The following is a 22,022-nucleotide window of genomic DNA, read 5'->3' on the forward strand; positions in this document are numbered from 1 at the left end:
GCATAGTAGGTAGAATACCTTTCCTCCCAGCCCTAACGGCCGAGAATCTAGATGTCTACCAAACAGGGGTCAGGTCCCTGTATCTCGCCACGGTGATCGACTGCTTCAGCCGCCGCTTGGTGGGCTGGGCCATCGCGGACCATATGCGTACTGAGCTCGTCGCTGATGCGCTCAAGGCCGCTGCCGCGACCCGTGGATCGCTGGCCGGCGCGATCTTCCACAGCGACCACGGCTCGGTCTACACCTCCAAGGCATACGCCGAGCTCTGCGCCCAGCTCGGACTGACCCAGTCGATGGGAGCTGTCGGTTCCAGCGCCGACAACGCGATGGCGGAGTCCTTCAACGCGACAGCGAAGCGCGAAGTCCTCCGGGACGCTGCGTGCTTCACCGACGAACTTGTCCTGCCGTCGAAAGATGTTCCGCTGGCTGACCCGCTACAACACCAGGCGCCGCCACTCCTGGTGCCGCTACCAGCCCCCGAACACCTACGAACGCACCCACTCCGATAAGCTCGCGCTCGCAGCGTAAACAACCCCCGTGTCCACGAACCGGGGTAGGGCCCGACCATCGAGGCCGAGCAGCGAACATGGGCGACGATTGCGCACCTCGCCGATCAGTACGAGACGATCGCGCAAGAAGCTCAAGCCGAGCACATCACCGAGCTGTTGGAAGGCACAGGGCTCGAATCTGACGTGCTGGCGCAGATCACCGACTCCGAGACGTTCGGATCGATCGTGACTACGCTCCGCCGAGCAGAGGCCACCTGTCATCAGCCCGAGCGCCTCATCACTCGCGCGCTCAAAGCTGGCCCCGTCAGCAGCGCGGACGATCCGGCGAGCCTGTTGCGTCACCGCATCCAGCAGCTTGCGACCCGCACCACGCCCGGACGCCGCACCAGCCAGCGTCGCCGGTTCATCACGGGATTCATCCCTGAAGCCACCGGCACCATGCCCGCCGATATGAGACATGCTCTGGATGAACTCCGGCAACACATCGAGGAACGAGCAGAAGCCCTTGCAGAGGAAGCCGTCACGACCCGCCCTGCCTGGATGAAGAGCCTTGGCACCGTGCCGAGAGAAAGCACGAACGCACGTGAGCGATGGGAGAAAACGCTCCGCGCGGTCGTCGCCTACCGGGACCGATACGGAATCGACACCCCTACGAGCTTGCTTGGTCCGGCATCGGACAACACGCAACACCGCATCGACCGGGAACGCATCGAAACGCTTCTCGCCGAGCCCGCTGAGCCCGCCTCGTCCCACGCTCCATCAGCGATGACTCGGGAAGGGGTGCAGCGGTGACGGCTGAATAGTGCGTTGCGTCGACGACTTCGCTCACTACCTCAGGATGCTGCCCCGCTGGCTCACCTCATACCCGTACGAAGTCCCCTGTTCCTGCATCAGACCCACGCGTCATACTGTGCTCTTGGCGGGAGGTGGATGGTCATGCAAGCACGGCGAGGCGGGCTAGGTAGGTGTCGAGTGCGGTGGTGATGCTGTCGGGGGTGAAGGTCTTGGGGGCAGTGATCGCGTTGAGCGTGAGGCCGTCGGTGAAGGCCCGTAGCAGGGTGGCTTCGCGTGCGACGTCGGCACGCGGAGCGAAGGCGTGCACGGTGACCTGGCACAGGTGCTGAAGCCCGTCGTTGATCTCTTGGACGATTGTTCGGAGTTCCGGGGTTCGCGCTGTTGCGGTGATGGCGAGCCAGACGTGTGCCTCGGTGCGGCGGGTGTCGTCCAGTGGGAGTGCGTGAAGCCAGGCCTGTCGGATGTCGTCTCGTGTGCTGCCAGTCGGCGTGAGGGTGGCGAGTCGTTCAGCCTGATCATCGCGGAGCAACTGGATGGTCGAGGCGAGCATGCCGTCGCTGCTGGGGAAGTAATGCCGCAGCGTGGACGGCTGTATGCCCGCTTCGGCGGCAACCGTGCGCACGGATACGGTATGGATGCCGTCGCGTTCGATCACCCGGGCAACGGCGCGTGAGATCGCCGTCCGGCGTGCATCGTGATCAACGATCTTTGGCATCGAGTCTCCTTTGCCTGTACCCATCCCTATTATGGTACGACTGTACTACAATATTTAGCGCCTCCGGAAGGATCCCATGTTCAAACTCTCGGCCCGTCACGTCACGGGGCTCCTCGTTGTGGGCACGACCTCGGGCATGGCCATCCCGCTGACGCTCTGGCTGCTTCGCGATCCTGTACGCTTCACTGCTGATCTCCTCGGGATCGGCCAATCCGCGGGCTTGATCCCATGGGCCTGGGGGATGGCGACGGTCATCGCCATCACTTATGTCACCTATACATTCTGGGCGGTCCCCTTCGTGAGGGAGCACGCCACAGAGCTCACCGGCCTGAAGCTCCTTGCCGTTCCGCTGGCGCTGGTCAGCGGAACGCTAGAGGAGCTGATATTCCGGAAGTTCCTTATGGACTGGCTTGATGCCCTTGGCGCAGCCGGCTTCCTGCAAGTCCTCGGGACCGGAGTGGCTTTCGGTGCCGCACATTCTTTGTGGGTGCTGTTCTCGCGCGATGCGCGGATCATCCTTCCCGTCATCACCGCTACCACCGTCCTCGGGGCGGCGCTCGGGGTGACTTACCTTCTCGCGGATCGCAACGCGCTCCCGGTGATCGTTGCGCACATCGTCATCAATCTCATCATCGAGCCATGGCTCCTTCTGAGTGCGGTCAGTGAGAGGTGGGGCGCGCCGCAACCTGTACCGGCGGGTCACGAGCTATCGCGCGCGAACTGTCCCTAGCGAGGTCCGGCATCCTCAGGGCGGCGCGCCTGGCCGGTTGGTCAGACAGACTTTATGTCTGATAAAGTAATTGCATGCCTGATAAGAAGTTCTCTGTTGATGATGCAACTCGTCTGGTCGCTGTGGGCGAAAAAGCCGAGACGGGCGCGCGGCGCGCGGTGCGGTGGTTCCGTGTGTTCGTGGTCATGCAGGCGGTGTACGCGCTAGCGTTCACCGTGTCGATCGATGTGGCCGGAGTGGACTATTGGAAGGCGTTCGCGCCGTTCCTGCTGGTCACGCTGTGCATCTGGATGATCGCGCTCCAGCACCGGCAGTCCGCGCCGCGGCACGGCCTGCGGAACGTGGGCATCGCGGTGGCGACGTGGTTCGCGCTGTATACGCTGATGCTCGACCCGGCGCTTCAGCTGTTCGGCGCGTCTTCGCCGTGGTGGTGGGTGCTTGCCGGCATGGTTTCGGTCACACCGATCCTGGCCTGCGTGTTCGCGAGCTCGCGGCGATGAGCCATCCCCGCAAGGACATCGACACACTCATCCACTCCCCGGTGCGGTTCTCGCTGCTGGCCGCGCTGCGCAACCTCGAAGACGTCGATTTCCGGTTCCTCGCTGACCTGTTGGAGGTCAGTGACTCCACGCTTTCCCAGGCCCTGACCGTGCTGTCGGAGGCGGACTTGGTGAGCGTCCGCAAGGAGGCGGTCGGGCGTCGCACCCGCACCTGGGTCAGGATCACCAAGATCGGGCGTGAGGCGTTCGAACAGCACCTTGCGACCCTGCAGGCCATCGTCGAAGCCGGCACCCAGACCTCACGTGGAGAAGAGAAGCCCGATGACACACCAGCTCCCGCATGATGACACGGCACGACCTGAAGAACCTCGCTTGGAAGAGCCACGTCTTCCGGGGATGAGCTCAGCGACGATATGGCCGAGCACGCTCATCCTGACCGCGGGAATCGCGGGGCTCGCCGTCCTCAACGCAGAAGGCGATCTGAAGCTCCCCGGCTCGGAACGGTTGCAGGTCCTTGACGATCCTGAGGGGCTGATGGGGCTGATCTCCTACGCCGGAGTCGTCCTCGGCGCCATCGCCTTGGGCGCACTGGTGTTCAGCTGGTGGCGCGGGCGTCGCAAACCCGCTCATGCTCTGACCTACTGCGGATCGGGACTTGTCCTCTGCGCGCTCGGCGTGGCACTCATCATCGGTGGCGGCGGTGAGCGCCCTGTGCCTTTCGCCGCGCTGGCCTGGATCACGACGGCGACCGGCCTGATCATGACGGCCTCCTCGCTGACGCGTTTGATCAAGCCTCATCCGGCTGACCGAAGCCCCTGACTTAAGAAAAGGCCGACGCACCCGTACCTGGGTGGCGATCACCGACACCGGCCGTGATGCCTTCGCACGCCACCTGGCGACCCAGGCCATCATCGGCTCCGGCACTACCGACCCAGCAGCACCGCAGACCCTCAAGAAAGTGACCGATGAGCACCTCCATCCTCCTAGCCCGCCCAAGCGATCTTGATCCGGCCGCCGATACGCTCACTTCTGCGTTCGAGGATTACCCGTGGACCCGGCACGTCATCCCCGAGAACGACTACACCGCACGACTGCGTCAGCTGCAGCGTCTCTATCTCGGCTACGCGCACGCGCACGGCCTGGTCGCCGTGACCGAGGACCTGGCAGGGGTCATCGTGCTCCTGCCTCCGACCGCTCCTGAACCGGATACGGAGATGATCGAGCAGATCCTCCAGTTGCATGGGGACCGGATCGACAGGATCGCTCCTGGTGAACCGCCGGCAGGCGCATGGCGGTTGGAGACTCTCGGCGTACGCCCGGACCGGCAAGGACGCGGGATCGCCACTGCGCTGCTGACCTTCGCGCTGGCCGAGGTCGCCGACCGGGGTGGGAAGCAGGTGGTGCTCGACACCTCGGACCCGCGCAATGTCCGCCTGTATGAACGTCATGGTTTCCGTGTCACCGCGCACATCCCAGGAACTGATGGCCCACCGGTGTGGACGATGCGCGCAGCCATCGAACGACCACCCGGCCATGTAACGTCGTTCCCCGCTTCCGCCGAAGTCGCCCTGAGTGAGTACCTGAAGGCGACCAACACGCATGACTTCGATCAGGTCGAAAAGATCCTTACCCCCGGCGCGGTCTACTTCTTCGGTGACGCGACCTGCGTCGGCCTCACCGAAGTCCGGGCCTACTTCGAGAGCACCTGGGCAGCGATCCCTGATGAGCGGTACTGGGCTGAGGACACCTCGTGGGTCGCTGACGGCGCCGACGCCGCGGTGGCCGTGTACACGTATCGCTGGTCCGGGACCCTGGACGGGGCGCTACGCTCGGGAGCCGGGCGCGCCACGAACGTGTTCACCCGCACCGGCCAAGGGTGGCGACTGACCCACGAGCACCTCAGCGGCCTGCCCGTTACAGAGAACCCGAGAGCTCAGGAGGAGACCGCATGAGGACGCTGTGCGTCGTCACCCATCCCGAGGCCACACACCACGTGCATGAGCTCGTCGGGGGCTGGCACGACTCCGAACTCACCCACACCGGTCTAGAGGCCGCAGAGAGGATCGGCGCCACACTGGCCAAGCGTGTCCCTGCCGGAGAGCCGGTCGAGGTGTTCTCCTCCGACCTGCGGCGTACCGCGCAGACCGCGGAAGCGATCTGCCGATATCTCGCCGTGCCGCCAGTGTTCGATGCGCGGCTACGGGAGAAGTCGTACGGTGCCGCGGAAGGCAGATCGCAGGCGTGGCTGGATGCGCGCTTTCGCACCCCGCTGGCTCATGGTGAGCGGCTACGCCATGACGAAGGGATCGACGGGGCCGAGACGATGCACCAGTTCGCCACCCGCGTCTATGACGCCATGGACGAGATCCTGGCGCGCGAATGCGCGCATCAGATCATCTCCACGCACGGTGGTGCGCTCACCTTCATCGCGGCGGCATTCCTGCGCCTGCCCATTGATGCGCTCGGGCACATGCGACTGCGCTCCGTACCAGGTGGGATCACCGTGCTGCGGGAAGACGACTATTTCCATAACCGCATCCTGGTCGAGTTGAACACGGTGCCCTAACCGCCCGAGCTCCATTTCGGTCGCACCGACCGAAAGCTACCCACCCTTCCCGACGCTCTGTGAAGCCGTCTCAGAATCCGGTTAAGGCAACGTCGTTGTTGTCTACCCACCGGTGGCGGGGTCGTGTTCTCGTGCTCGAACAGAGGGCGCGCTGGGCGGCTCCGGGAGAAACTCGTGGCAGAAGACGACGACGATTTCGACAGGCCCCTTCGTCTAGGCGTGCGTAAGTTCCGCGTTACCGCTTCTTCCCTGCTGGCGATGCCCACGTCTTGCAACTCAGGTTGACAGACGTTTCTGTGCAACGTAGGTTGACAGTATGGAGTCTTCACAGGTCGCCGAGGTCGCGGAGGACACTACTGATCCGAGGGCGGGGTTGCGGGCGGTCGCGTCGTTGCGGGTGCTTGCGGACACGTTGGAGTTGCGGCAGGTTGAGGCTGCGTTGCGGGCGGGGATGACGTGGCAGGAGATCGCCGATGCGCTTGGGGTGAGCCGTCAGGCCGCGCACAAGAAGCATTCCAAGAGGGTCGATCCCTCGATCCCGATTGCCAGGAGGAAGTCATGAGTAAGTTCGTTCAGGCCGCGCAGACGAGTCAGGTGCTGTCCTTGACGGCGCTGGAAGAAGCGTCGCGGCAGGGGCTCCGGGAAGCGGACATTGAGCATCTCTTCCTTGCGCTCGTGCTGTCGGATCAGGTCGCAGGACGCGTGCTCCGGGAGATGGGGATCGGCATCGATGATGCGCGCCGGGCGGTGCGCGAGCAGCATGACGCGCAGCTGGCGTCCCTGGGCGTGCGGGCTGTGCTGCCCGATCCTGGACGGATCGTGTTCCACGAGACCGATGGGTACGAGTTGAAGCAGCGCGCCGCTGACTTGATCGGGCGTGCGGGCGGGAAGAGTCGGGATGGCAGTGCGGCGGCGGTGCTCCGTGAGCTGCTGGCCGAGCCCAGTGGCCTGATCGCGGATATTCTGCACCTACTCGATGCGACGCCGCAGGAAGTCTCGGAACGCCTCGACCGGAGCGTCGCAGGTGGTGTGGCGGCAGCGCCTGAGCCGAGCGTGGCGAAGGGCCGGACTACCGGCACGCAGGAGACATTCGTCCCCGCCCCAGCCGCACAGGTCTGGGACCTCCTTGCCGATCCTGTGCGCGTGCCCGAGTGGGAGGTCAGCGTCGGCTCGATCGAGCTTTCGGACCAGGAGGGGCGCCCTGGCGCGGTGTGGAAAGGCCGAGCGCCCGAAGCACGCCAGGACGGGAAGCCTCTGAAGATCAAGCCACTTTTCCGTCGTCGCCTCATCGAACTCGTGACCGCAGAATGCCCTCACAAGGTGGCGTGGAGCTTCGAGTATCCGGATGCGCCGCAGAGTCGTCCGATCCTCACCGAGTTCACGCTTGCGCCGACGACCGGTGGCACGCAGGTCACCATCACCACCTCATGGGCCAGGCGCACGGGATGGCGGCGCTTGATCGGTGTGCCGTTGCGTCCGTTGCAGAAACTCATGGTCTGGCTTCACCTGTTCCAGACCGGCAGCGCCATCAGCCGCGCTTTCCGCTAAAGCGCACTAAAGATGATCACGAAAGACACGATGACCTCCTCTGAATCTCCGATTGACGATATCGACGACGCGAAGTCGGGCAGCCCTGCGGTCCCGTTCCGTGAAGGTATCGCGCTGTTGTGGTCGTACTCGCGTCCGCATCTGCGAACCCTTATCGTCGGCGTGCTGCTGGGGTTGTTCGCAACGGCGATCACGCTTGCGACACCGATGGTCACCAAGTGGGTGCTCGACTCGCTCGGCACCGATCTCGACCTCGCCGGCCCGATCACAATCCTGGTGCTGATCCTGATCGTCGGAATCATCGCGAACCTCGCCCAGAGCGTGCTGCTGGGTAGGCTCTCAGAGCGCATCGTGCTGGATGCTCGCCGTGGCCTGGTCAGCTGGTTCTTCCTGGCGAAACTGGAACAGATTCAGCGCTTCCGCACCGGCGAACTCGTCACCCGCGTCACCAGTGACACGCTGCTCTTGCGGGAGGCGACGACGAACAGTCTCGTGCAACTCATCAACGGCCTGGTGTCACTGGTTGGAACCATCGTGTTGATGGCGATCCTCGACTGGCCTCTCCTGTTGACCACGCTCCTCGCACTGGTCGTGGTCGGCGCATTGTTCGGTGTGCTCGTCCCGCAGATCGGTAAAGCCGATAAACGTGCACAGGACGCCATCGGAGACCTCGGTGCGACATTGGAGGGCGGGGTGCGAGCCCTGCGTACGGTGAAGTCCAGCCGCGCCGAGCACCGCGAGATCGCACGAGTGAACACGAAAGCCGAAGAATCTGCCCGGCACGCTATCCGTTCGGTGTGGTTCTCAGCACTGACGTGGGCGGTCGCTGGCGGCGGGATGCAGCTGGCGATCATCGTCATCCTCGGTCTTGGTGCAGGACGCGTCGCACTCGGCGAGCTTGCCGTCTCCACTCTCGTCGCGTTCCTGCTCTATGCCTTCAACATCGTTGACCCGATCGCCTCACTGTCGGAGGCATTCGCGACTCTCCAGAGAGGTCTCGCCGCCGCCGCGCGCATCCGTGAGACCGAACACCTCGAACTCGAGAACACGCACGCTCGACCCGCCGATGCATCTACCCACCCGAGCACCCCCGATGCCCCGGTCCTCGCGCTCCGTGCAGTCACAGCGGGCTACGCCGACGCAGAAGCCCCCGCACTGCGCGACGTAACTCTCGCCATCCCACGCAAGGGGCACGTCGCGCTCGTCGGCCCGTCCGGAGCGGGAAGGACAACGGTCTTCTCGCTGTTGCTGCGCTTCATCGACCCCACCTCGGGGCGACTCGAACTGAACGGTGTTCCATATGATCGGTTGAGCATTGATGAGGTCAGGTCCGGCATCGCCTACGACGAGAACATCGACGCGCTCAAAGCGCGCCCGCTCGGTCGTCTGCACATCGAGGATGAACCGTCATAAGCGGCGTGCGGGGCGAGAGCTTGAAGAAGGCCCAGGATGGCGGAGAATGTTCGTCGGCCTCGCCCTCGGGCTTGCTGGTGCAGGGCGCCTCTGTTGTCGGTGAGAGCCGGGCGCACGTTCCTCGCGGTCCTGGGCACCGCGCTCGTCATCAGCGCTCTCTGGGTCGGGATCGCGTGCCTCACCGCCGACTCGCCACTGGACATCCTCCTCGCGCCTGCGATCATCGGCGTCATCGCGCTCGTCAGATTGCTCGTCGGCGCGCCGCTGCTCTGCCGCTTCGTCGAGGCACAGGAGGTCGCCGGCCGCCTCGAGGTACGGTACGTGCTGAGAGCCCGCGTGATCCCCGTCCCGGACATCGACGAAGTGGTCTTGGTGCGGACCCTGCGCCTATCCTCGTGGAGCGGTAGGCCGTCCTCGGCCCCGCGGGTAGTGCTGCGGCGAGGCGGGCGTACCGTGGAGCACGGCCACATGGAGCGGATCGGTGACGACTTCTTCGAGGTCGTAGTGATCCTTGATCTCGTCCCGAACCCAATCCTTGGCTGCCTTGCGGGTCGGGAACGTCATACGGGGCAAAACTACTGGCTTTGCGACACCCATGTCTCGGCCTCCTCGCATGTCCATCCAGGAAACGTCCCGTCCCGGTGAGACGCAGGCGCTTGGCCGCCCGACAGAACAGTAGAATCGGCAGCATGTCCGACCTGTTGCCCAATGCGGAGCCTCTGGCTGAGATGCTCCAAGGCGCTACCGAGCCAAAGAACGATGCCCGTGCCATCGTTGCGGCAGCCAGCGCAGCATCATCGGTGGACGAAGTCGATACGGCCATCGGCACGCTCATCGAAACCTGGCGCACGTCATGACACAGACCAGGATCGTATCGCTGGAGGTACGAGGATTCCGAGCATTCGGTACAGATGCTGCGCGCTTCGAACTCGACGCGCCCGTAACAGTCGTCCACGGTGCGAACAGCCAGGGCAAGACTAGTCTCGCGGAAGCGATCGAGTTCCTCATCTCGGGCCGCAGTAGCCGCAGAGACCTCCTTGGCGGCGCCAAAGCCGAATATAACGACAGCCTCCGCAACGCTCACCTCCCCGCAGGTGAGCAGGTCTACGTTGAAGCTGTCGTCCGGATTGGAGACGGCTCCCTCCACACCGCTCGGAGAAACCTCACCGGTGACTTTGGCCGCGGAGCGGAGTGCGACAGCGTAGTTCTGATCGATGGCGACGACGCGGAGGACCTGTCCAGCATCGGGCTCTCGCTGGCAGACCCGCCCGTGAGCGCGCCGGTCCTCCTGCAACACATACTTCGCCACGCGCTTTCCACCGAGCCGAAGCAAAGAGTCGCCTACTTCAAGTCTCTTCTCTCGCTCAGCGACCTCGACCTTCTCAGAGAGCGAGTCGCCGAGGGCCGGAAGCAACTGGAGCAAGAACCCGACGGACACTGGCTGCAGCAGGTCGCGACCCTTCCCGAAGAACTTGTCGACCTTCAGAAGCGGCTCAGCTCTATCGCACGGACAGCAGAATCACCCAACGATCTCGCCGCCGCCATCGGCGATGCCTTGCGAGACGCAGCCGAGATCGTCACCGGCGATACGCACGCGTCACTCGCTGACGCCAAGGTAGCCCTTGAGTCGCGGGTGAGCGCGAAGAGCGAAGCCGTTTTTCCGATCGCTGGATTGCGTGCGCAGCCGATACCGCCCCTCGACCTTGTCGCACCCGAGACAAAGCAATACGCCGAGGTCCTCTCGGCAGTCGACGCGGAGGTCGCGCGACTCCAGCCGATCCTGGCGGCCGTGCTCCAGGTCGATGAGATCGCCGACGCCTCCGCACCAGTGGACTGCCCCGTGTGCGCTACCCCAGAAGCGCTAACACCTGCCCGCATCGAAGCGCTGCGAGCAGAACTGGCTAGCGCCACGAATCTCGATCAGATCGCGGCCGAGACGCTCGCCGCCATCGACCGTGCGCAGGACGTTCTCACTGTTGTCACCCGTTATGTCACGACCGGGGTGCCGCAAGCTGCAGACGCGCCCGAGCCTGAGATCTCGCCTCTAGCAACCAAACTTGACGCGTGGGGACTCGACGCGGATCTTGTTCGTGACAGCTACGCGAGCGCCAGAAGCATCGCAGCTGACATGCGCTCACTCACGCCCGATACACAGGCTGCCAGTGAAGCGCTGATTGCGCTCAGATCCGCTGTCCAGCGACGGCAGCCGCTACCAGAAGTTGCTCCTGACTTCGCTGACCTCGACAACAAGCTCCACTCCCTCCGACAGCAGCGTCAGGCGCACGCCGTCACAGTCAGTGCGCTTGAGCAAGCGGTTGCTCCCGTGATCACGCAACGAGCAGAGATCACCTACCAGCGCCAACTATTGCGGCTCTTCGACGCGGTCACCGGGCTGGGTGAAGACCTCACCCGCGTGGCGCAACGAGATCGAGCACTTACACGCGTGAGAGCGGCAGAGAAAGAACTGCAGAAAGCTTCTGTAGCGCTACTCGACGCGCGCTTCACCGAGATGAGTGAGACTATCAAAGCCTGGTGGCTGACGATCCGGCCAGAAGAACTCGTCGACTTCCTCGGAGTGAAATCCAAAGCCAGCGGCAACCGCTTCGTCAACCTCATCGCCGCCCTGCACACCGAAGCAGGGACAACCCCGGTCGAACGAGACGCCCTTGGGGTATACAGCGATTCCCAACTGAACGCCCTGGGGCTTTCCATCTTCCTGGCACGAGCAGAGCTATTGGGCTCACCCATTGTCGTCCTCGATGATCCCATCCCAGGCAGCGACCCCGATCACCGACTCACATTCGTCCAGAACACCCTCACGAAGCTCCTCGATGCCGGAGTCCAAGTCATACTCACGACGTACGACGGGAAGCTCGCGGACTGGAGCAAGAGTCACCACGACCATCGTGGACTTGTGTCCTACGAGCTCAACCTCGCAAGTCCTAAAGCAGGCACCGTGCCCACACAGACTTCGGACGTGTTCAGCCAGCTCATGCTCGACGCGGAAGACAACCTGAACGCTCCGACCGCTCGGGGCAGGCGCGCAGGGTGTGGCAGCTACCGCTCGGCAGCGGAACGGCTTGCGAAGCAGATTATCGCCACCGCACGCACCGAATCAGGCACCCTCTGTTCCGTAGCGGACGTTGAGGCGGAAGCAAGCGTCCTCGGGCAACTCGTGCCGCTTGTTCGCGGATTCGCGCTGAGTAACGATGAGAAGGGGAAATGGAACACGTTTTCAACCGTGTTGAACCCTGGCAATCATGACGACGATGTTCCTTCCACAACAGAACTCAAAGTCATGCGTGGGAACCTCCGTGCGATCGCGAAGTCGCACCGTGCCCACTGGACGAACGGTCTGGTGGCGTAAGCTTCCGCCTCTCGACATGACCCCCGAGGTTCGCAGTTACTGCCTATGAACATCAAAGCGACCGCGGTACGGACGATGGGCGCATCTCCACTCCAGCGCGCACAATCTTGGACCGAACTGTTCCCGGGCTATATCCGAAACGTTCTCCGAGACGAGCGAGAGACTCACCATTCTCGTAACGACGTGCAGCATCTTTGATTTCGGCTTCGGTCATTCTCCGAGGCGGAGCCGCGACGCCTGCGTCATACAGAATCTTCCGGACCGATGCTTTCGTGACCCTCAGGCTGCTTGCGATGTCCTTGACATATGTCCCGGCGTGAAACAATCGAATGGCTTCGGCTCGGTCCGCGTCCGAAATCTTCCGTCGCGTGATCGATGTACACATCTCTCCCCGTGAGTCGACAGCTCCCGAAACGCTGGCTCGCTGGACCTTTCCGTCCCTGACACGGGATGCGGCACGGGCAAGGCGCTGAGTGGATCCGCCGTGTTTGACCGTCTTCGCGTCCATTTCACAAGTAAAAGGCTTGGTAGAGAAAATCTACCAAGCCTTTTGCATTTTGTTTGGAGCCTAGTTCGGGGTAAAGCGACATAAAACGTGTCTTTATCGGCGTGTTGAGTGCTGTGACATTTCGTGTGTCCCCCTAGCCGTGGCGTAGGGCCTGGGCTGGGGGTTTAGTTGTTAGCGCATGGTTCCTTTGCGTATGCCGATATCGTTGGTGTGCGTGCTTTCGATTCCGGTGTCGTACTGTGCTGGTGTGCCGTCGTGGTCAAAGGACGTGTCGTTGGTGGACGCAGCGGTTACTTTGGTCAGTGCGCTGCGTCCACCACTTCTGTTGTCGAGCGATCTCAACGGGGTTGTCGGGGCATTGGGTGTGATTGGGTGTGTAGGTAGCACCACCAGTCGATGGCAGTGCGTTGATGTTCTGGGCTCATGCCGCGGTGGTAGCGGGCCAGGTTTTTAACCCGGGCGTTGATTCCGCCTTCAAGGCTGTTTGTGGTGCTGGCGAGATTATTGCGTCTGGCGGTATCGCTATCGCCGTGGTCGTCCACTGCGGTCAGGAATGTAAACAGGTGTTGTTTTTTGTGCAGCTTGACTAGTAGTTTCCAGGCTCGCCTATGGCGGTAGTGGGTATAGAAGTAGGTTTTGTTGCTGCGAAACTGTGTGGGGATGTCTGCGTGTTGGATGTCTTTGACGTAGGTCTTTTCGTTAAGCCAGGTGCTGTAGGTGTGTTCGAATTCGTGGAGTTTGGCGGTCCATGCAGCAGCTTTGGCGCGGGTATCGACCTTGAGCAGTTGTAGTGAGAGCCAGCGCAGTACTTTGCCGGAATTGAGTGTGGGGTTGAGTCCGACGTCTTGTTGAATATTGCGTTTGACGTGGACAAGGCAGCGTTGAATCTGGGCTGTGGGCCAGGTATCGCGGATGGCTTTTAAAGCTCCTGCGTGCCCGTCGGTGGTCACGACTTGTGGTGGGGGATTTTGTCGAGGAGCCGGTTGTAGTTGTAGGTGTTTTCATGTTTGCACCAGTGCCAGGCTAGGACGTGGTCTTTGGACGAGGCGATCAGTAGGCAGTTGTTGCCGAAGTAGGTCCCGTCGATAAAGACCTGTTCGTAGATGCGGTGTGGGTCGAGGTTGGTGGGTACGGTGACGTACCAGAAGGTGTCGAACCAGCGTTGTAGCTGACGGCGGCTGCGATGATGGTCGTCGGCGACGGTATGTAGTGGGGTTGATGTCAATATCCAGCGTAGGAAGATGCGGAAGCGTTTGGCTTGGATCGCGGTATCGCTGGTGTTGGTGAAGCTGTAGCCGCAGGTGGGGCTGGTGCAGCGCCATCGTTGTGTGCCGGCTGAGGTTGTGCCATTTTTCTTTATTCGCCCGTGGCATAGCGGGCAAGTGTTGTGTTGGTTTACCACGCACCATAATTTTTCCTGCGGGGATACCAGCTACCATAACTTGGGTCTAGTGCGTGTATTTCCGGACCGAAAGGGCTGGTGCAGCCGCAGGCAGACAGCAGATTTGCTGTTTGTGCTGACCAGCCAGGCTAAAAACTACGATCCGGACACACATTAAGACGCTTTACCCCTAGTTCGCGTCGCCAAATATTCTTTGACCAGTTAATATTGGCATGGCGAATGAAAAGTAAAGGCGCTCGACCCATGGGGAGGGGAGCGCCTTAGAAGTTGGAATGGGAAAACAGGTAAGAGAATGTTAGGCGAACCCAAGAATTGCAGTTACGTGAATCCCATTTGCACTCTTAGGATAACACACTCATGATTACCATCAAGCCGGAACGGCTTGGGAGCCTAGTTCCACGAATGTTAGAGCTAACATCTCGGACCACGCCGTGGCACCGCCTTGACTGGCGAGCCGGAACCCTTGAACTCGTGGAAGAAACATTAAACGAGGTGATGATACCGGGGACTCGCACGCAGGCATTGGAGCAACTTCGGGAATATATGAAAATCGCGCTTCGCGACGACGATGGCGTGACAGGAACCCAAAAGAAGCTCAACGATTGTGTCAAACATATAGATCCGAGCAGTGCGCATAATAGTCACAATGTTGAGCTTGCTCAATACCATGTGAAGGATCTCAAGAAGACCTATCTACAGAACTGGGCGGATCTATTAGAGGAGCCAGATCGAGCTGGTCAAGTGGATGTAGAGGGTACCGCGAAGCGTATTATTTCGCATTTGATTTACTGTGGAGTTCCGCCCGCCAGCGTGTATCAAGTGATTCATGACCAGCAACAATCTTCCGTTGAAGTTACGCTTTCAGATGTACTCCGAGAGTTAGATGAAAAATCAAAGAGCAGGCCAAGGGATTTTAGTTTTGCTATACCCGTTGATCGTACACCGAAGTTTCTACACTCTTCGCCTGCTCCTCGCGGTTGGTTAACACCAAAACAACTAAAGCAATGGAAACATCAAAATGCCCCGCGAGCAGATGTAGTACGACACTATGGTGGTTTCGTTCTCACGGTTCAGGCAAGGGATGTTAATGAAGCTGCGGCAGAGATTCAGCGGCTGCTTCCTCAACTATCATTCAAATTTCAAGCTGGCTCAGAAAATGGATTTTCAATTCTGCCTGTTATGTGGTCAAAAGAGAGGGGAACTGAGTTCCCAACAAAGCGGACTTCTCACCCGTTGAAAATTAAAGCTTTTCAAAGAGCGGATACGCTGGACGATTTGCACATAAACTACCGGACGCGGAATATTTTGGCACTTATTGAACCTCTCAAGACCAATGACTCGCACGTTGCTGTTGTAAATGGGTGGGTCGCGCTTGAATCATTGCTTGTCGATTCTGTGGAAAATGACCGTCTTGCTGCTGAAAGAATGGCGAGAGTCGTCGCTGCAAGTTATTTTCGTACTGAAATGACTTGGCTTGCGCGGAACTATGTTGATGCATACAAAGGCAAGTCGTTTAGAGCTGACGAGATAGGCAAAGCCGATACGAGTGCCGAGCGTGCAAAAATGATGGCCAATCTTATAAAAGACGAGGAGAATTTTGAACTTCTAGCCGAGGTGGATCGTCTTGCTATCCGAAAAATGCATGTTGCATTGACGAAACCGGGTGAGGTTTTTGATCGAACGCAAAAAATTCTTGCCCGAGAGTTTCAGCGGTTATATCGGAAACGTAACCTCTTTGTTCATGGTGGCAGGGCCGTGGAGCATGGGATTGACTCAATAGATGAGAAAGTTGTTCCGCTTCTCGTAAACGGCATAGATCAGTTGCTCATTGCGAACATTCAATATGGGCTGGATCCTCAAGCTTTTGCAGCTTCGATTGCGTTTAAGGCTTCTCACTTGGCCCCCGACGGGCGTTCAGATACTTACGCAATATTGGATCTACTTGATATAGAGAATCCTGTTTAGAGCATTGTGTCGTTGAACTCGGGGCCCTTTGGGGATTAGAACTGAGACGCGCGCTACTACGCTCTTGCGGCTCTTTGGTCGAGCCAGTCTTGGGTAATGGCCATGAATGCAGTTGCAATAGCAACCATTCCGAAGATCCAGTTGAATACTGGGCTGCCAATGAGTACGACGGAAGCTGCGAATAGCGCTGCGAAGACCAAGGAAACTACAAGATAGGTTTTGACGCTGATATCAGGGTTGTACATAGACGAATCCTTTTGAAGATTTGAGGTACCCCGACAGCTGCCAGGGCAGTGATTTTCCTTGCCGGCGAGCCTACACGAAGGAATCCACTCTGTCGCCACTCAAGCCAAGGTCATATTGCCCAAGCATGGTTTCACGTGAAACTTATCGAAGCCGCGGAATACGACTACTACCGGAGAATCTCAGCTCAAGATTTCCAAAACTCCTGTTAATTGGGCTGCCACCAGCCTAGGGTGGGAAGTGGAACATTCACCGCCGCGGCGCGACTAAGGAGTTTTTGTGAGTTATAACAATTTTAAACAAATCTTTGAAACCGGTGAAAAGCTTGAAGAACTCGCGGAGTACTTTGTCGGCCAAAGCTACAGGGCGCCGCTTGTCGATGGCACCGTCCCCGTCGCTAATATCACCTTTGAACCGGGCTGCCGCAACAATTGGCATATCCATCACGGAGAAGATGGCGCAGGCGATCAGATCTTGTTGTGCACGGCGGGAGCTGGTTGGTACCAAGCGGAAGGGGAGGAGCCCGTCAGCTTGGAGCCAGGCAGCGCCATTCGCATCCCCGCCGGATTGAAGCACTGGCATGGCGCGAAGGCTGATTCGTGGTTTAGCCACCTCGCCTTTATTACGCCTGGCGAAGGCGTACGTAATGAATGGCTCGAACCGGTCACCGAAGAAGAGTATGGCCAGTTACCAGGCAATTAACAAGCGAATGCCTTGAGACGTGTGTACCTCAAGGCATTCGCTTTATTTATGGAAGGGTTTAGCTAAGGTGCGACCCAAACTGTTTTGGTTTCTTGGTAGTTCGCTAGTGCTTCTGGTCCATTATCGCGCCCCCAGAAGCCGGACTCGCGAAGACCGCCGAATGGGGTTGCAACCGTGCCTTCGGAGTAGCCATTGACAGCAACGGTTCCCACACGTAGCTGGTCAGCCCACCACTTCATCTGAGCGACATCTTCGCACCAAATTGTGGATGCAAGACCGTAGCGTTCGCCGTTGATTCGTTCTACTGCTTCCTCGCGAGTCGAAACCTGCAATACCTGACTAAGAGGACCGAAGACTTCTTCCGTCGAAAGAGCAGTCCCAGCAGGTGCTTCAGAAATCAGTGTCGGGGAAACCCAAGAACCTTCCGCAGGTACGGCAGGTCCTTGGTAGAGGACCTCTGCGCCAGCTTTGGTTGCTTCGTCAATCCAACCCTTGATGCGATCTGCCGCACGCTGATTAATGACTGGACCCATGTTGACATCAGTGAATGGATCTCCAACCTTAAAATCCTGTGCAGCGTTAACCAAAGTATCGGTGAACTTACTGAAATCATCTGGCTCGCCGCCTACAAAAATGATGCGTGAGGAAGCCGTACAATTTTGGCCACTGGTGCCAAAGGCTGCGCCGATGATATCCGCTGCGATGGCATCGTAGTCACGGGCATGTTCGGCGTCGACGAGATAGCCAGCGCGTCCACCAAGCTCCAAAGAAACAGCCTTGAGGTTGGATTCGGCTGAGTAGTTGAGGAACCTACGGCCGGTTGGTCCAGAACCGGTAAAGGTTAGAGCATCAACATCATTGTGCAATCCTAGTGCCTGGCCCGTTACTGCGCCTTGGCCGGAAATGACATTAATAATGCCTTCTGGAACCCCGGCTTCAATAGCAAGACGCGCGAAGAACAACGCCGAAAGCGTTGAATCCTCCGATGGCTTAATCACCAAGGCGTTGCCGGCAGCAAGCGCAGGTGCGGCCTTCCAGCCAAGCATGGCAATCGGGTAGTTCCACGGCAGCACACATCCAACAACCCCAACTGGGATTTGCTCGACCCAACCCCAGCCGTCGGAACCTTGTAGGAATCGGCCTTCGGCTTGTTCTACGAGGTTGGCAAAGAACCGAAGATTGGCGACAACGTCGGGGACATCCTCCGAAAGAGACTCGTTGACTACTTTTCCGGCTTCAATGGCATCGAGGTATGCAATGTCATCCGCCTTGGCTTCCACTACTTCTGAGAGTTTGCGTAAAGTGGCGATCCGACGCTCGGTATCAGTTGACCACCAGCTGTCAGTCCAGGCATGTCGAGCGCTCTTGACTGCCTTATCGACATCGTCTGCGCTAGCTTCTGCCAATACGCCTAGTGTTTCGCCATTGGCTGGATTGATCAGCGCGAATTCTTCACCTGACCCGGTGTCAGGTTGCCCGGATATAAACAACCCAGAATTCGAGTTAACAATCTCATTGAGAAATGAAGTCATAATTATTCGATCTCCTTCAATGCTTTTAGAGCTTCTGCGAGTTCTTCGACCGCTTCATCGGTAGCTGTAGGAAGCGGCGAGCGTACTGGACCCTGTTCTACCAGTTCTCGGCTGAGACTCTTCTTCAGCAAGGAAATAAATGCAGGTGAGGATTCAATCAGACCCAGTGGCTTGGCAAGTACGTCCCACACCTGGACGGCGTGTGCCCAGTCCTTGGTTTGTACAGCTTCCATTAGTTTCTGGCATTCTTTCGGCAGCAACCATGCCGATGCAGCGACCCAACCGGTTGCACCTTGGGTGAACCCTTCCAACGCAATGCCATCAGCACCAACGAATACTTCAACCTTGTTTCCTTGCTCGCCCGCAGCATCTAGTGCAGAACGTAGTTCGCGAACCCTCAGAGCTTCACCGGAGGTTTCTTTTACTGCCCAGAAGGTTCCGGTATCGACGAGGCTCGCGAGGTGTTCGGGCGAGAGATCTACACCGGTTGAGTGCGGGTTGTTGTAGACCAAAATTGGTAGTGGTGACTCAACCATTACTTCGCGGAGAGATTCAATTGCTACTTCCGGCTCTAGTCCGCCGTAATAAGGCGGGGTGATCATCGCTGCTTGAGCCCCGAGTTCGGCTGCGGTTTTTACCTGCTCAAGGACTTCCTTTGGGGTATATCCCATGCAGCCAACGACAATATTGGCACGGCCATCGATAGTAGAGATTGCATGTGAGACTTGCTCACGGCGCTCATCTGGTGAAAGTGCGAGAGCTTCGCCGGTTGCACCAAGCAACAACAAGCCAGTGACACCTGCATCGATGGCACGGTTAATGCCCCGGTCGAGCGCTTCGAGGTTTTGTTCGCCATTAGAAGCGTAAGGGGTGGTCGCTACTGCAAAGACACCGCTGTTGAGAGTGGAATTCATGATTGCTCCTTGAGAAATAGAAATGATTGGAAGTTAGCTGACTGTGGAAACTTTGAGGTGGAGAAAGTCCACGTGAAACTGCATGCATGATTAGGTGGTTAGGTTTCTGACTTCTTCTTTGACTTCTTCGTCCTGGTCAGCAGTGATCCAGAAATCTGCGCCCTTGATGCCTAGCTCTTCAGGATGGAAGACAGGGTTTTGGCCGGCGTTACGCTGTCGCTCGTAGTCTTTGTAGACCTTGATAACTACTGGAAGCAGCAAGAGGATGCTGATCATGTTGATGAAGCCAAGGACTACGTATCCGATATCTCCTGCGGCCCACATCATGTCTGCGGAGATAACACCGCCGACGAAGGAAATGACTAGGGAGCCAATCTTTAGAACCCACAGTGCCTTTTCATTCACTTTTTCTTTCGTCAAGAAGATGAGGTTTGAAGAAGCGATATAGTAGAAAGCGACTTGGCTCGTGAAGGCGAAGAGAAAGATAGCCAGAGCAACGAAGACAGAACCGAAACCTGGGAATACCGTATCGATTGCTGCTTGGGCATTAGCGCCACCGGTTACTAGGTCAGCTGGAATGTGTCCTTGGTGCAGCACTTCGCCGATTGGTGTGATGACGTTATAAGAATCAGTAGCAACAATCAGCAAACCGGTTGCCATGCAGACGAATAGAACATCGACATAGATGGAGAATGCTTGGACCAACCCCTGCTTGGCGGGATGGCTGACCTGCGCTGCGGCTGCACCGTAAGTTCCTTCGCCAACACCGGCAACAGATGTGAAAATTGCGCGGCGGATGCCCCAAGTAATTGCGAAGCCGAGGATGCCTCCGAATACTTCGTGCGCGCCGAACGCACTGGAAAGAATTAGTCCAATGGTCTCTGGAATATCTTGGAAGTTCCAGAAGATGACGACAAGTGCGACGACGATATAGCCGACTGCCATGAAAGGAACGATAAGTTGCGCGACATTCACAATTCGCTTCGTTCCGCCAACGATGACAAATCCGAGTAGCGCGGTGACGATAGTCGCCGTGATCCACGGATCGATGCCGAATGCGTATTCAACCGTTGAAGAAATATTGTTGGATTGGATCCCTGGAACAAGGAATCCATAAGCCAAAAATGCGACGAGCGCTGCAACTACTGCGAGCCAGCGCAGTTTGAGGCCGTGATAGATGTAGTACGGAATTCCGCCTCGGTGTTCACCGTCGATTTTGCGCTTGTACACCTGCGCAAGGGTCGATTCTGCATAAGAACTGGCTGAGCCAAGGAATCCAGTTACAGCCATCCAGAAAATCGCGCCGGGACCACCAGCTGCAATTGCGGTTGCAACACCAGCGATAGCACCGACACCGACGCGGCTAGCGAGTGTCATTGATAGCGCCTGGAAAGATGAGATTCCCTCTCCATCTTTGCCCATGGTTCCGCCAGTAGAGATGAGGCGCATCATTGTGGGAAAGCGTCGAAGCTGGGTAACTCTGAAAACAACGGTGAAAAGGATGCCGAGGGCTAAGGCAAGGTAAGCAAGCCATTCCCAGCCCGTATTGCCTATTGCTTGGAGTATTTCTGTAATTCTAGCCATGATGTCACTCATGTCGTCCCTTACTTTCAGTCGGGCATGTGATGTAGAACTCTTCCTTTTGGAATATGTGACATATTACAGGCTAAGTTTGATTTGTCTAGCACTTTCTTCAATTGCTGCAATTAACGTGGGTTTGAGGGGCTGAAATAGGCGATAATGAAACGATAAGACGCGATGAAATGCAAAGGTCGGACAACTGCACAGGCAAGTGTTGGTTGATTTGCCCCCTTATGCGCCATCGATTTGAGGAGAAGTAGAAAATGGTTTTTGCAAAAGCTGCGGATATTCAGAACCCGCCTAGCCTGCGTGAGCAGGTGGAAAGATCTATTTCTGCTGCGATTACTTCTGGACAGTTGGAGCCGGGGGAGTTGCTGACGGTTCCGACTTTGGCATCAAATTTTGAAGTATCGGCAACCCCGGTTCGTGAGGCGCTATTGGAACTTGCTCGGCGGGGATTTCTGGAGCCGGTAAAAAACAAAGGCTTCCGCGTTACCGACGTTTCAGATGATGAGCTGGAGTCAATTGCGAACATTCGCTTATTGCTTGAGCCGCCAACAATGGGGGCAATTGCTCCAGGTTTTGACGAAGGTAAAGAGGCTGAGATGCGAGAGCTGGCCGACCGGATTCAGCAGGGGGCGGAAACGAATGACCTCAAGCTCTACCTAGAATGTGACGTGGAATTTCATGCACGACTTACGGATATGGTTGAAAACCCCTTACTGACGGATATGGTCAGTGACCTGCGTACTCGAGCTCGATTGGGGAACTTAAAAAAGATGGCGGAGTCAGGACGTCTTGCCACTTCAGCAGCGGAACATTATGAGCTTTTGGATGCTCTCGTGGCGCATGATGCGGAGCTGGCGGAAGAGGTTATGCGCCGCCACGTTGGGCACACCGTGGGTATTTGGGCAGGTCGCGAAGAGTCTTAGACCCCTCCCCCCCCCCATCATTGTGGCGTGCATCGCTTTAGGGAATTTTGTGAGACTGGTTGCACATTTATCCACCCTCGTTTAATGTGTGACATATTAC

The 22,022-nt window shown here is 58.4% G+C and carries 24 protein-coding genes and 1 pseudogene; 18 read left to right on the forward strand and 7 right to left on the reverse strand.

All coding sequences use genetic code 11. The annotated features are described in order from the left end of the window. Both C5Y44_RS08855 and C5Y44_RS08860 read left to right on the forward strand, forming a co-directional pair. A pseudogene (locus C5Y44_RS08855) lies at positions 1-528 on the forward strand (IS3 family transposase); the annotation flags it as partial. Positions 529-692: 164 nt separating this feature from the next. Further along, complete coding sequence (locus C5Y44_RS08860; RefSeq protein WP_105324609.1) at positions 693-1,301, forward strand: hypothetical protein; 609 nt, start codon at positions 693-695, stop codon at positions 1,299-1,301. Between the two features lie 142 nt (positions 1,302-1,443). On the opposite strand, the gene C5Y44_RS08865 is transcribed toward C5Y44_RS08860, so the two are convergent. After that, positions 1,444-2,019, reverse strand: coding sequence for a TetR/AcrR family transcriptional regulator (locus C5Y44_RS08865; protein WP_158255476.1), 576 nt, complete (start codon positions 2,017-2,019; stop codon positions 1,444-1,446). Between the two features lie 76 nt (positions 2,020-2,095). Here C5Y44_RS08865 and C5Y44_RS08870 point away from each other — a divergent pair, with 76 nt between their 5' ends. From C5Y44_RS08870 to C5Y44_RS08920, 13 genes are all read left to right on the forward strand, one after another. Continuing rightward, the gene (locus C5Y44_RS08870; protein WP_105324611.1) at positions 2,096-2,749 is read left to right on the forward strand and encodes a CPBP family intramembrane glutamic endopeptidase; all 654 of its coding nucleotides are present in this window, start codon (positions 2,096-2,098) and stop codon (positions 2,747-2,749) included. A gap of 74 nt (positions 2,750-2,823) precedes the next feature. Then, positions 2,824-3,249 carry a hypothetical protein gene (locus tag C5Y44_RS08875; RefSeq protein WP_105324612.1) on the forward strand — a complete coding sequence of 142 codons (426 nt, stop codon included), beginning with the start codon at positions 2,824-2,826 and terminating at the stop codon, positions 3,247-3,249. After that, positions 3,246-3,593 carry a transcriptional regulator gene (locus C5Y44_RS08880; protein WP_105324613.1) on the forward strand — a complete coding sequence of 116 codons (348 nt, stop codon included), beginning with the start codon at positions 3,246-3,248 and terminating at the stop codon, positions 3,591-3,593. The genes C5Y44_RS08875 and C5Y44_RS08880 overlap by 4 nt, the downstream gene beginning before the upstream one ends. A gap of 52 nt (positions 3,594-3,645) precedes the next feature. Then, positions 3,646-4,068 (forward strand): hypothetical protein, encoded by a 423-nt coding sequence (locus C5Y44_RS08885; RefSeq protein WP_105324614.1) that lies wholly within the window; start codon positions 3,646-3,648, stop codon positions 4,066-4,068. 31 nt (positions 4,069-4,099) lie between these two features. Continuing rightward, complete coding sequence (locus C5Y44_RS13310; protein WP_158255477.1) at positions 4,100-4,255, forward strand: hypothetical protein; 156 nt, start codon at positions 4,100-4,102, stop codon at positions 4,253-4,255. Continuing rightward, complete coding sequence (locus C5Y44_RS13385) at positions 4,215-5,201, forward strand: GNAT family N-acetyltransferase (protein ID WP_199186021.1); 987 nt, start codon at positions 4,215-4,217, stop codon at positions 5,199-5,201. Before C5Y44_RS13310 ends, C5Y44_RS13385 begins: the two co-directional genes overlap by 41 nt. Then, complete coding sequence (locus tag C5Y44_RS08895) at positions 5,198-5,815, forward strand: histidine phosphatase family protein (protein WP_105324615.1); 618 nt, start codon at positions 5,198-5,200, stop codon at positions 5,813-5,815. The genes C5Y44_RS13385 and C5Y44_RS08895 overlap by 4 nt, the downstream gene beginning before the upstream one ends. Positions 5,816-6,131: 316 nt before the next feature. Further along, a complete protein-coding gene (locus C5Y44_RS08900; RefSeq protein WP_105324616.1) occupies positions 6,132-6,377 on the forward strand; it encodes a hypothetical protein in 246 nt (81 codons plus the stop codon). After that, positions 6,374-7,363 carry an SRPBCC domain-containing protein gene (locus C5Y44_RS08905; protein WP_105324617.1) on the forward strand — a complete coding sequence of 330 codons (990 nt, stop codon included), beginning with the start codon at positions 6,374-6,376 and terminating at the stop codon, positions 7,361-7,363. The genes C5Y44_RS08900 and C5Y44_RS08905 overlap by 4 nt, the downstream gene beginning before the upstream one ends. Before the next feature lie 12 nt (positions 7,364-7,375). Continuing rightward, entirely contained in the window at positions 7,376-8,776 is a 1,401-nt protein-coding gene (locus tag C5Y44_RS08910) for an ABC transporter ATP-binding protein (protein ID WP_233189926.1), read from the forward strand. A 93-nt stretch (positions 8,777-8,869) separates the two neighbouring features. After that, positions 8,870-9,421: a hypothetical protein gene (locus C5Y44_RS08915; RefSeq protein ID WP_146108486.1), complete on the forward strand. Its 552-nt coding sequence runs from the start codon at positions 8,870-8,872 to the stop codon at positions 9,419-9,421. A 44-nt stretch (positions 9,422-9,465) separates the two neighbouring features. Then, positions 9,466-9,633: a hypothetical protein gene (locus tag C5Y44_RS13315; protein WP_158255478.1), complete on the forward strand. Its 168-nt coding sequence runs from the start codon at positions 9,466-9,468 to the stop codon at positions 9,631-9,633. Further along, a complete protein-coding gene (locus C5Y44_RS08920; RefSeq protein WP_105324619.1) occupies positions 9,630-12,143 on the forward strand; it encodes an AAA family ATPase in 2,514 nt (837 codons plus the stop codon). Before C5Y44_RS13315 ends, C5Y44_RS08920 begins: the two co-directional genes overlap by 4 nt. Before the next feature lie 846 nt (positions 12,144-12,989). On the opposite strand, the gene C5Y44_RS13250 is transcribed toward C5Y44_RS08920, so the two are convergent. Continuing rightward, positions 12,990-13,601 (reverse strand): transposase, encoded by a 612-nt coding sequence (locus C5Y44_RS13250; RefSeq protein ID WP_146108487.1) that lies wholly within the window; start codon positions 13,599-13,601, stop codon positions 12,990-12,992. Then, positions 13,598-14,053, reverse strand: a complete 456-nt coding sequence (locus tag C5Y44_RS13320) for a hypothetical protein (RefSeq protein WP_105324623.1) — start codon at positions 14,051-14,053, stop codon at positions 13,598-13,600. The genes C5Y44_RS13250 and C5Y44_RS13320 overlap by 4 nt, the downstream gene beginning before the upstream one ends. A 357-nt stretch (positions 14,054-14,410) precedes the next feature. Between C5Y44_RS13320 and C5Y44_RS08945 the strand changes: the two genes are divergently transcribed. Continuing rightward, positions 14,411-16,018: a hypothetical protein gene (locus C5Y44_RS08945; RefSeq protein WP_105324624.1), complete on the forward strand. Its 1,608-nt coding sequence runs from the start codon at positions 14,411-14,413 to the stop codon at positions 16,016-16,018. A gap of 56 nt (positions 16,019-16,074) precedes the next feature. Here C5Y44_RS08945 and C5Y44_RS08950 read toward each other — a convergent pair whose 3' ends face one another. After that, positions 16,075-16,263 carry a hypothetical protein gene (locus tag C5Y44_RS08950; RefSeq protein WP_105324625.1) on the reverse strand — a complete coding sequence of 63 codons (189 nt, stop codon included), beginning with the start codon at positions 16,261-16,263 and terminating at the stop codon, positions 16,075-16,077. Positions 16,264-16,540: 277 nt separating this feature from the next. On the opposite strand from C5Y44_RS08950, the gene C5Y44_RS08955 reads away from it, so the two are divergent. Next, complete coding sequence (locus tag C5Y44_RS08955) at positions 16,541-16,963, forward strand: cupin domain-containing protein (RefSeq protein WP_105324626.1); 423 nt, start codon at positions 16,541-16,543, stop codon at positions 16,961-16,963. Positions 16,964-17,025: 62 nt separating this feature from the next. Here the strand turns inward: C5Y44_RS08955 and C5Y44_RS08960 are convergent, their stop codons facing one another. The 3 genes from C5Y44_RS08960 to C5Y44_RS08970 all read right to left on the reverse strand — a co-directional run bounded on the left by C5Y44_RS08960 (position 17,026) and on the right by C5Y44_RS08970 (position 21,005). Next, positions 17,026-18,495 (reverse strand): aldehyde dehydrogenase, encoded by a 1,470-nt coding sequence (locus C5Y44_RS08960; protein WP_105324627.1) that lies wholly within the window; start codon positions 18,493-18,495, stop codon positions 17,026-17,028. A gap of 2 nt (positions 18,496-18,497) precedes the next feature. Beyond that, positions 18,498-19,409: a dihydrodipicolinate synthase family protein gene (locus C5Y44_RS08965; RefSeq protein WP_105324628.1), complete on the reverse strand. Its 912-nt coding sequence runs from the start codon at positions 19,407-19,409 to the stop codon at positions 18,498-18,500. 90 nt (positions 19,410-19,499) lie between these two features. Further along, positions 19,500-21,005: a sodium:alanine symporter family protein gene (locus C5Y44_RS08970; protein ID WP_105324629.1), complete on the reverse strand. Its 1,506-nt coding sequence runs from the start codon at positions 21,003-21,005 to the stop codon at positions 19,500-19,502. Between the two features lie 248 nt (positions 21,006-21,253). Between C5Y44_RS08970 and C5Y44_RS08975 the strand changes: the two genes are divergently transcribed. Then, positions 21,254-21,922: a GntR family transcriptional regulator gene (locus C5Y44_RS08975; protein ID WP_105324630.1), complete on the forward strand. Its 669-nt coding sequence runs from the start codon at positions 21,254-21,256 to the stop codon at positions 21,920-21,922. Positions 21,923-22,022: the final 100 nt, after the last annotated feature.

The sequence above is a fragment of the Corynebacterium sp. J010B-136 genome, assembly GCF_002967075.1.
In the GTDB taxonomy this organism is placed as follows: domain Bacteria; phylum Actinomycetota; class Actinomycetes; order Mycobacteriales; family Mycobacteriaceae; genus Corynebacterium.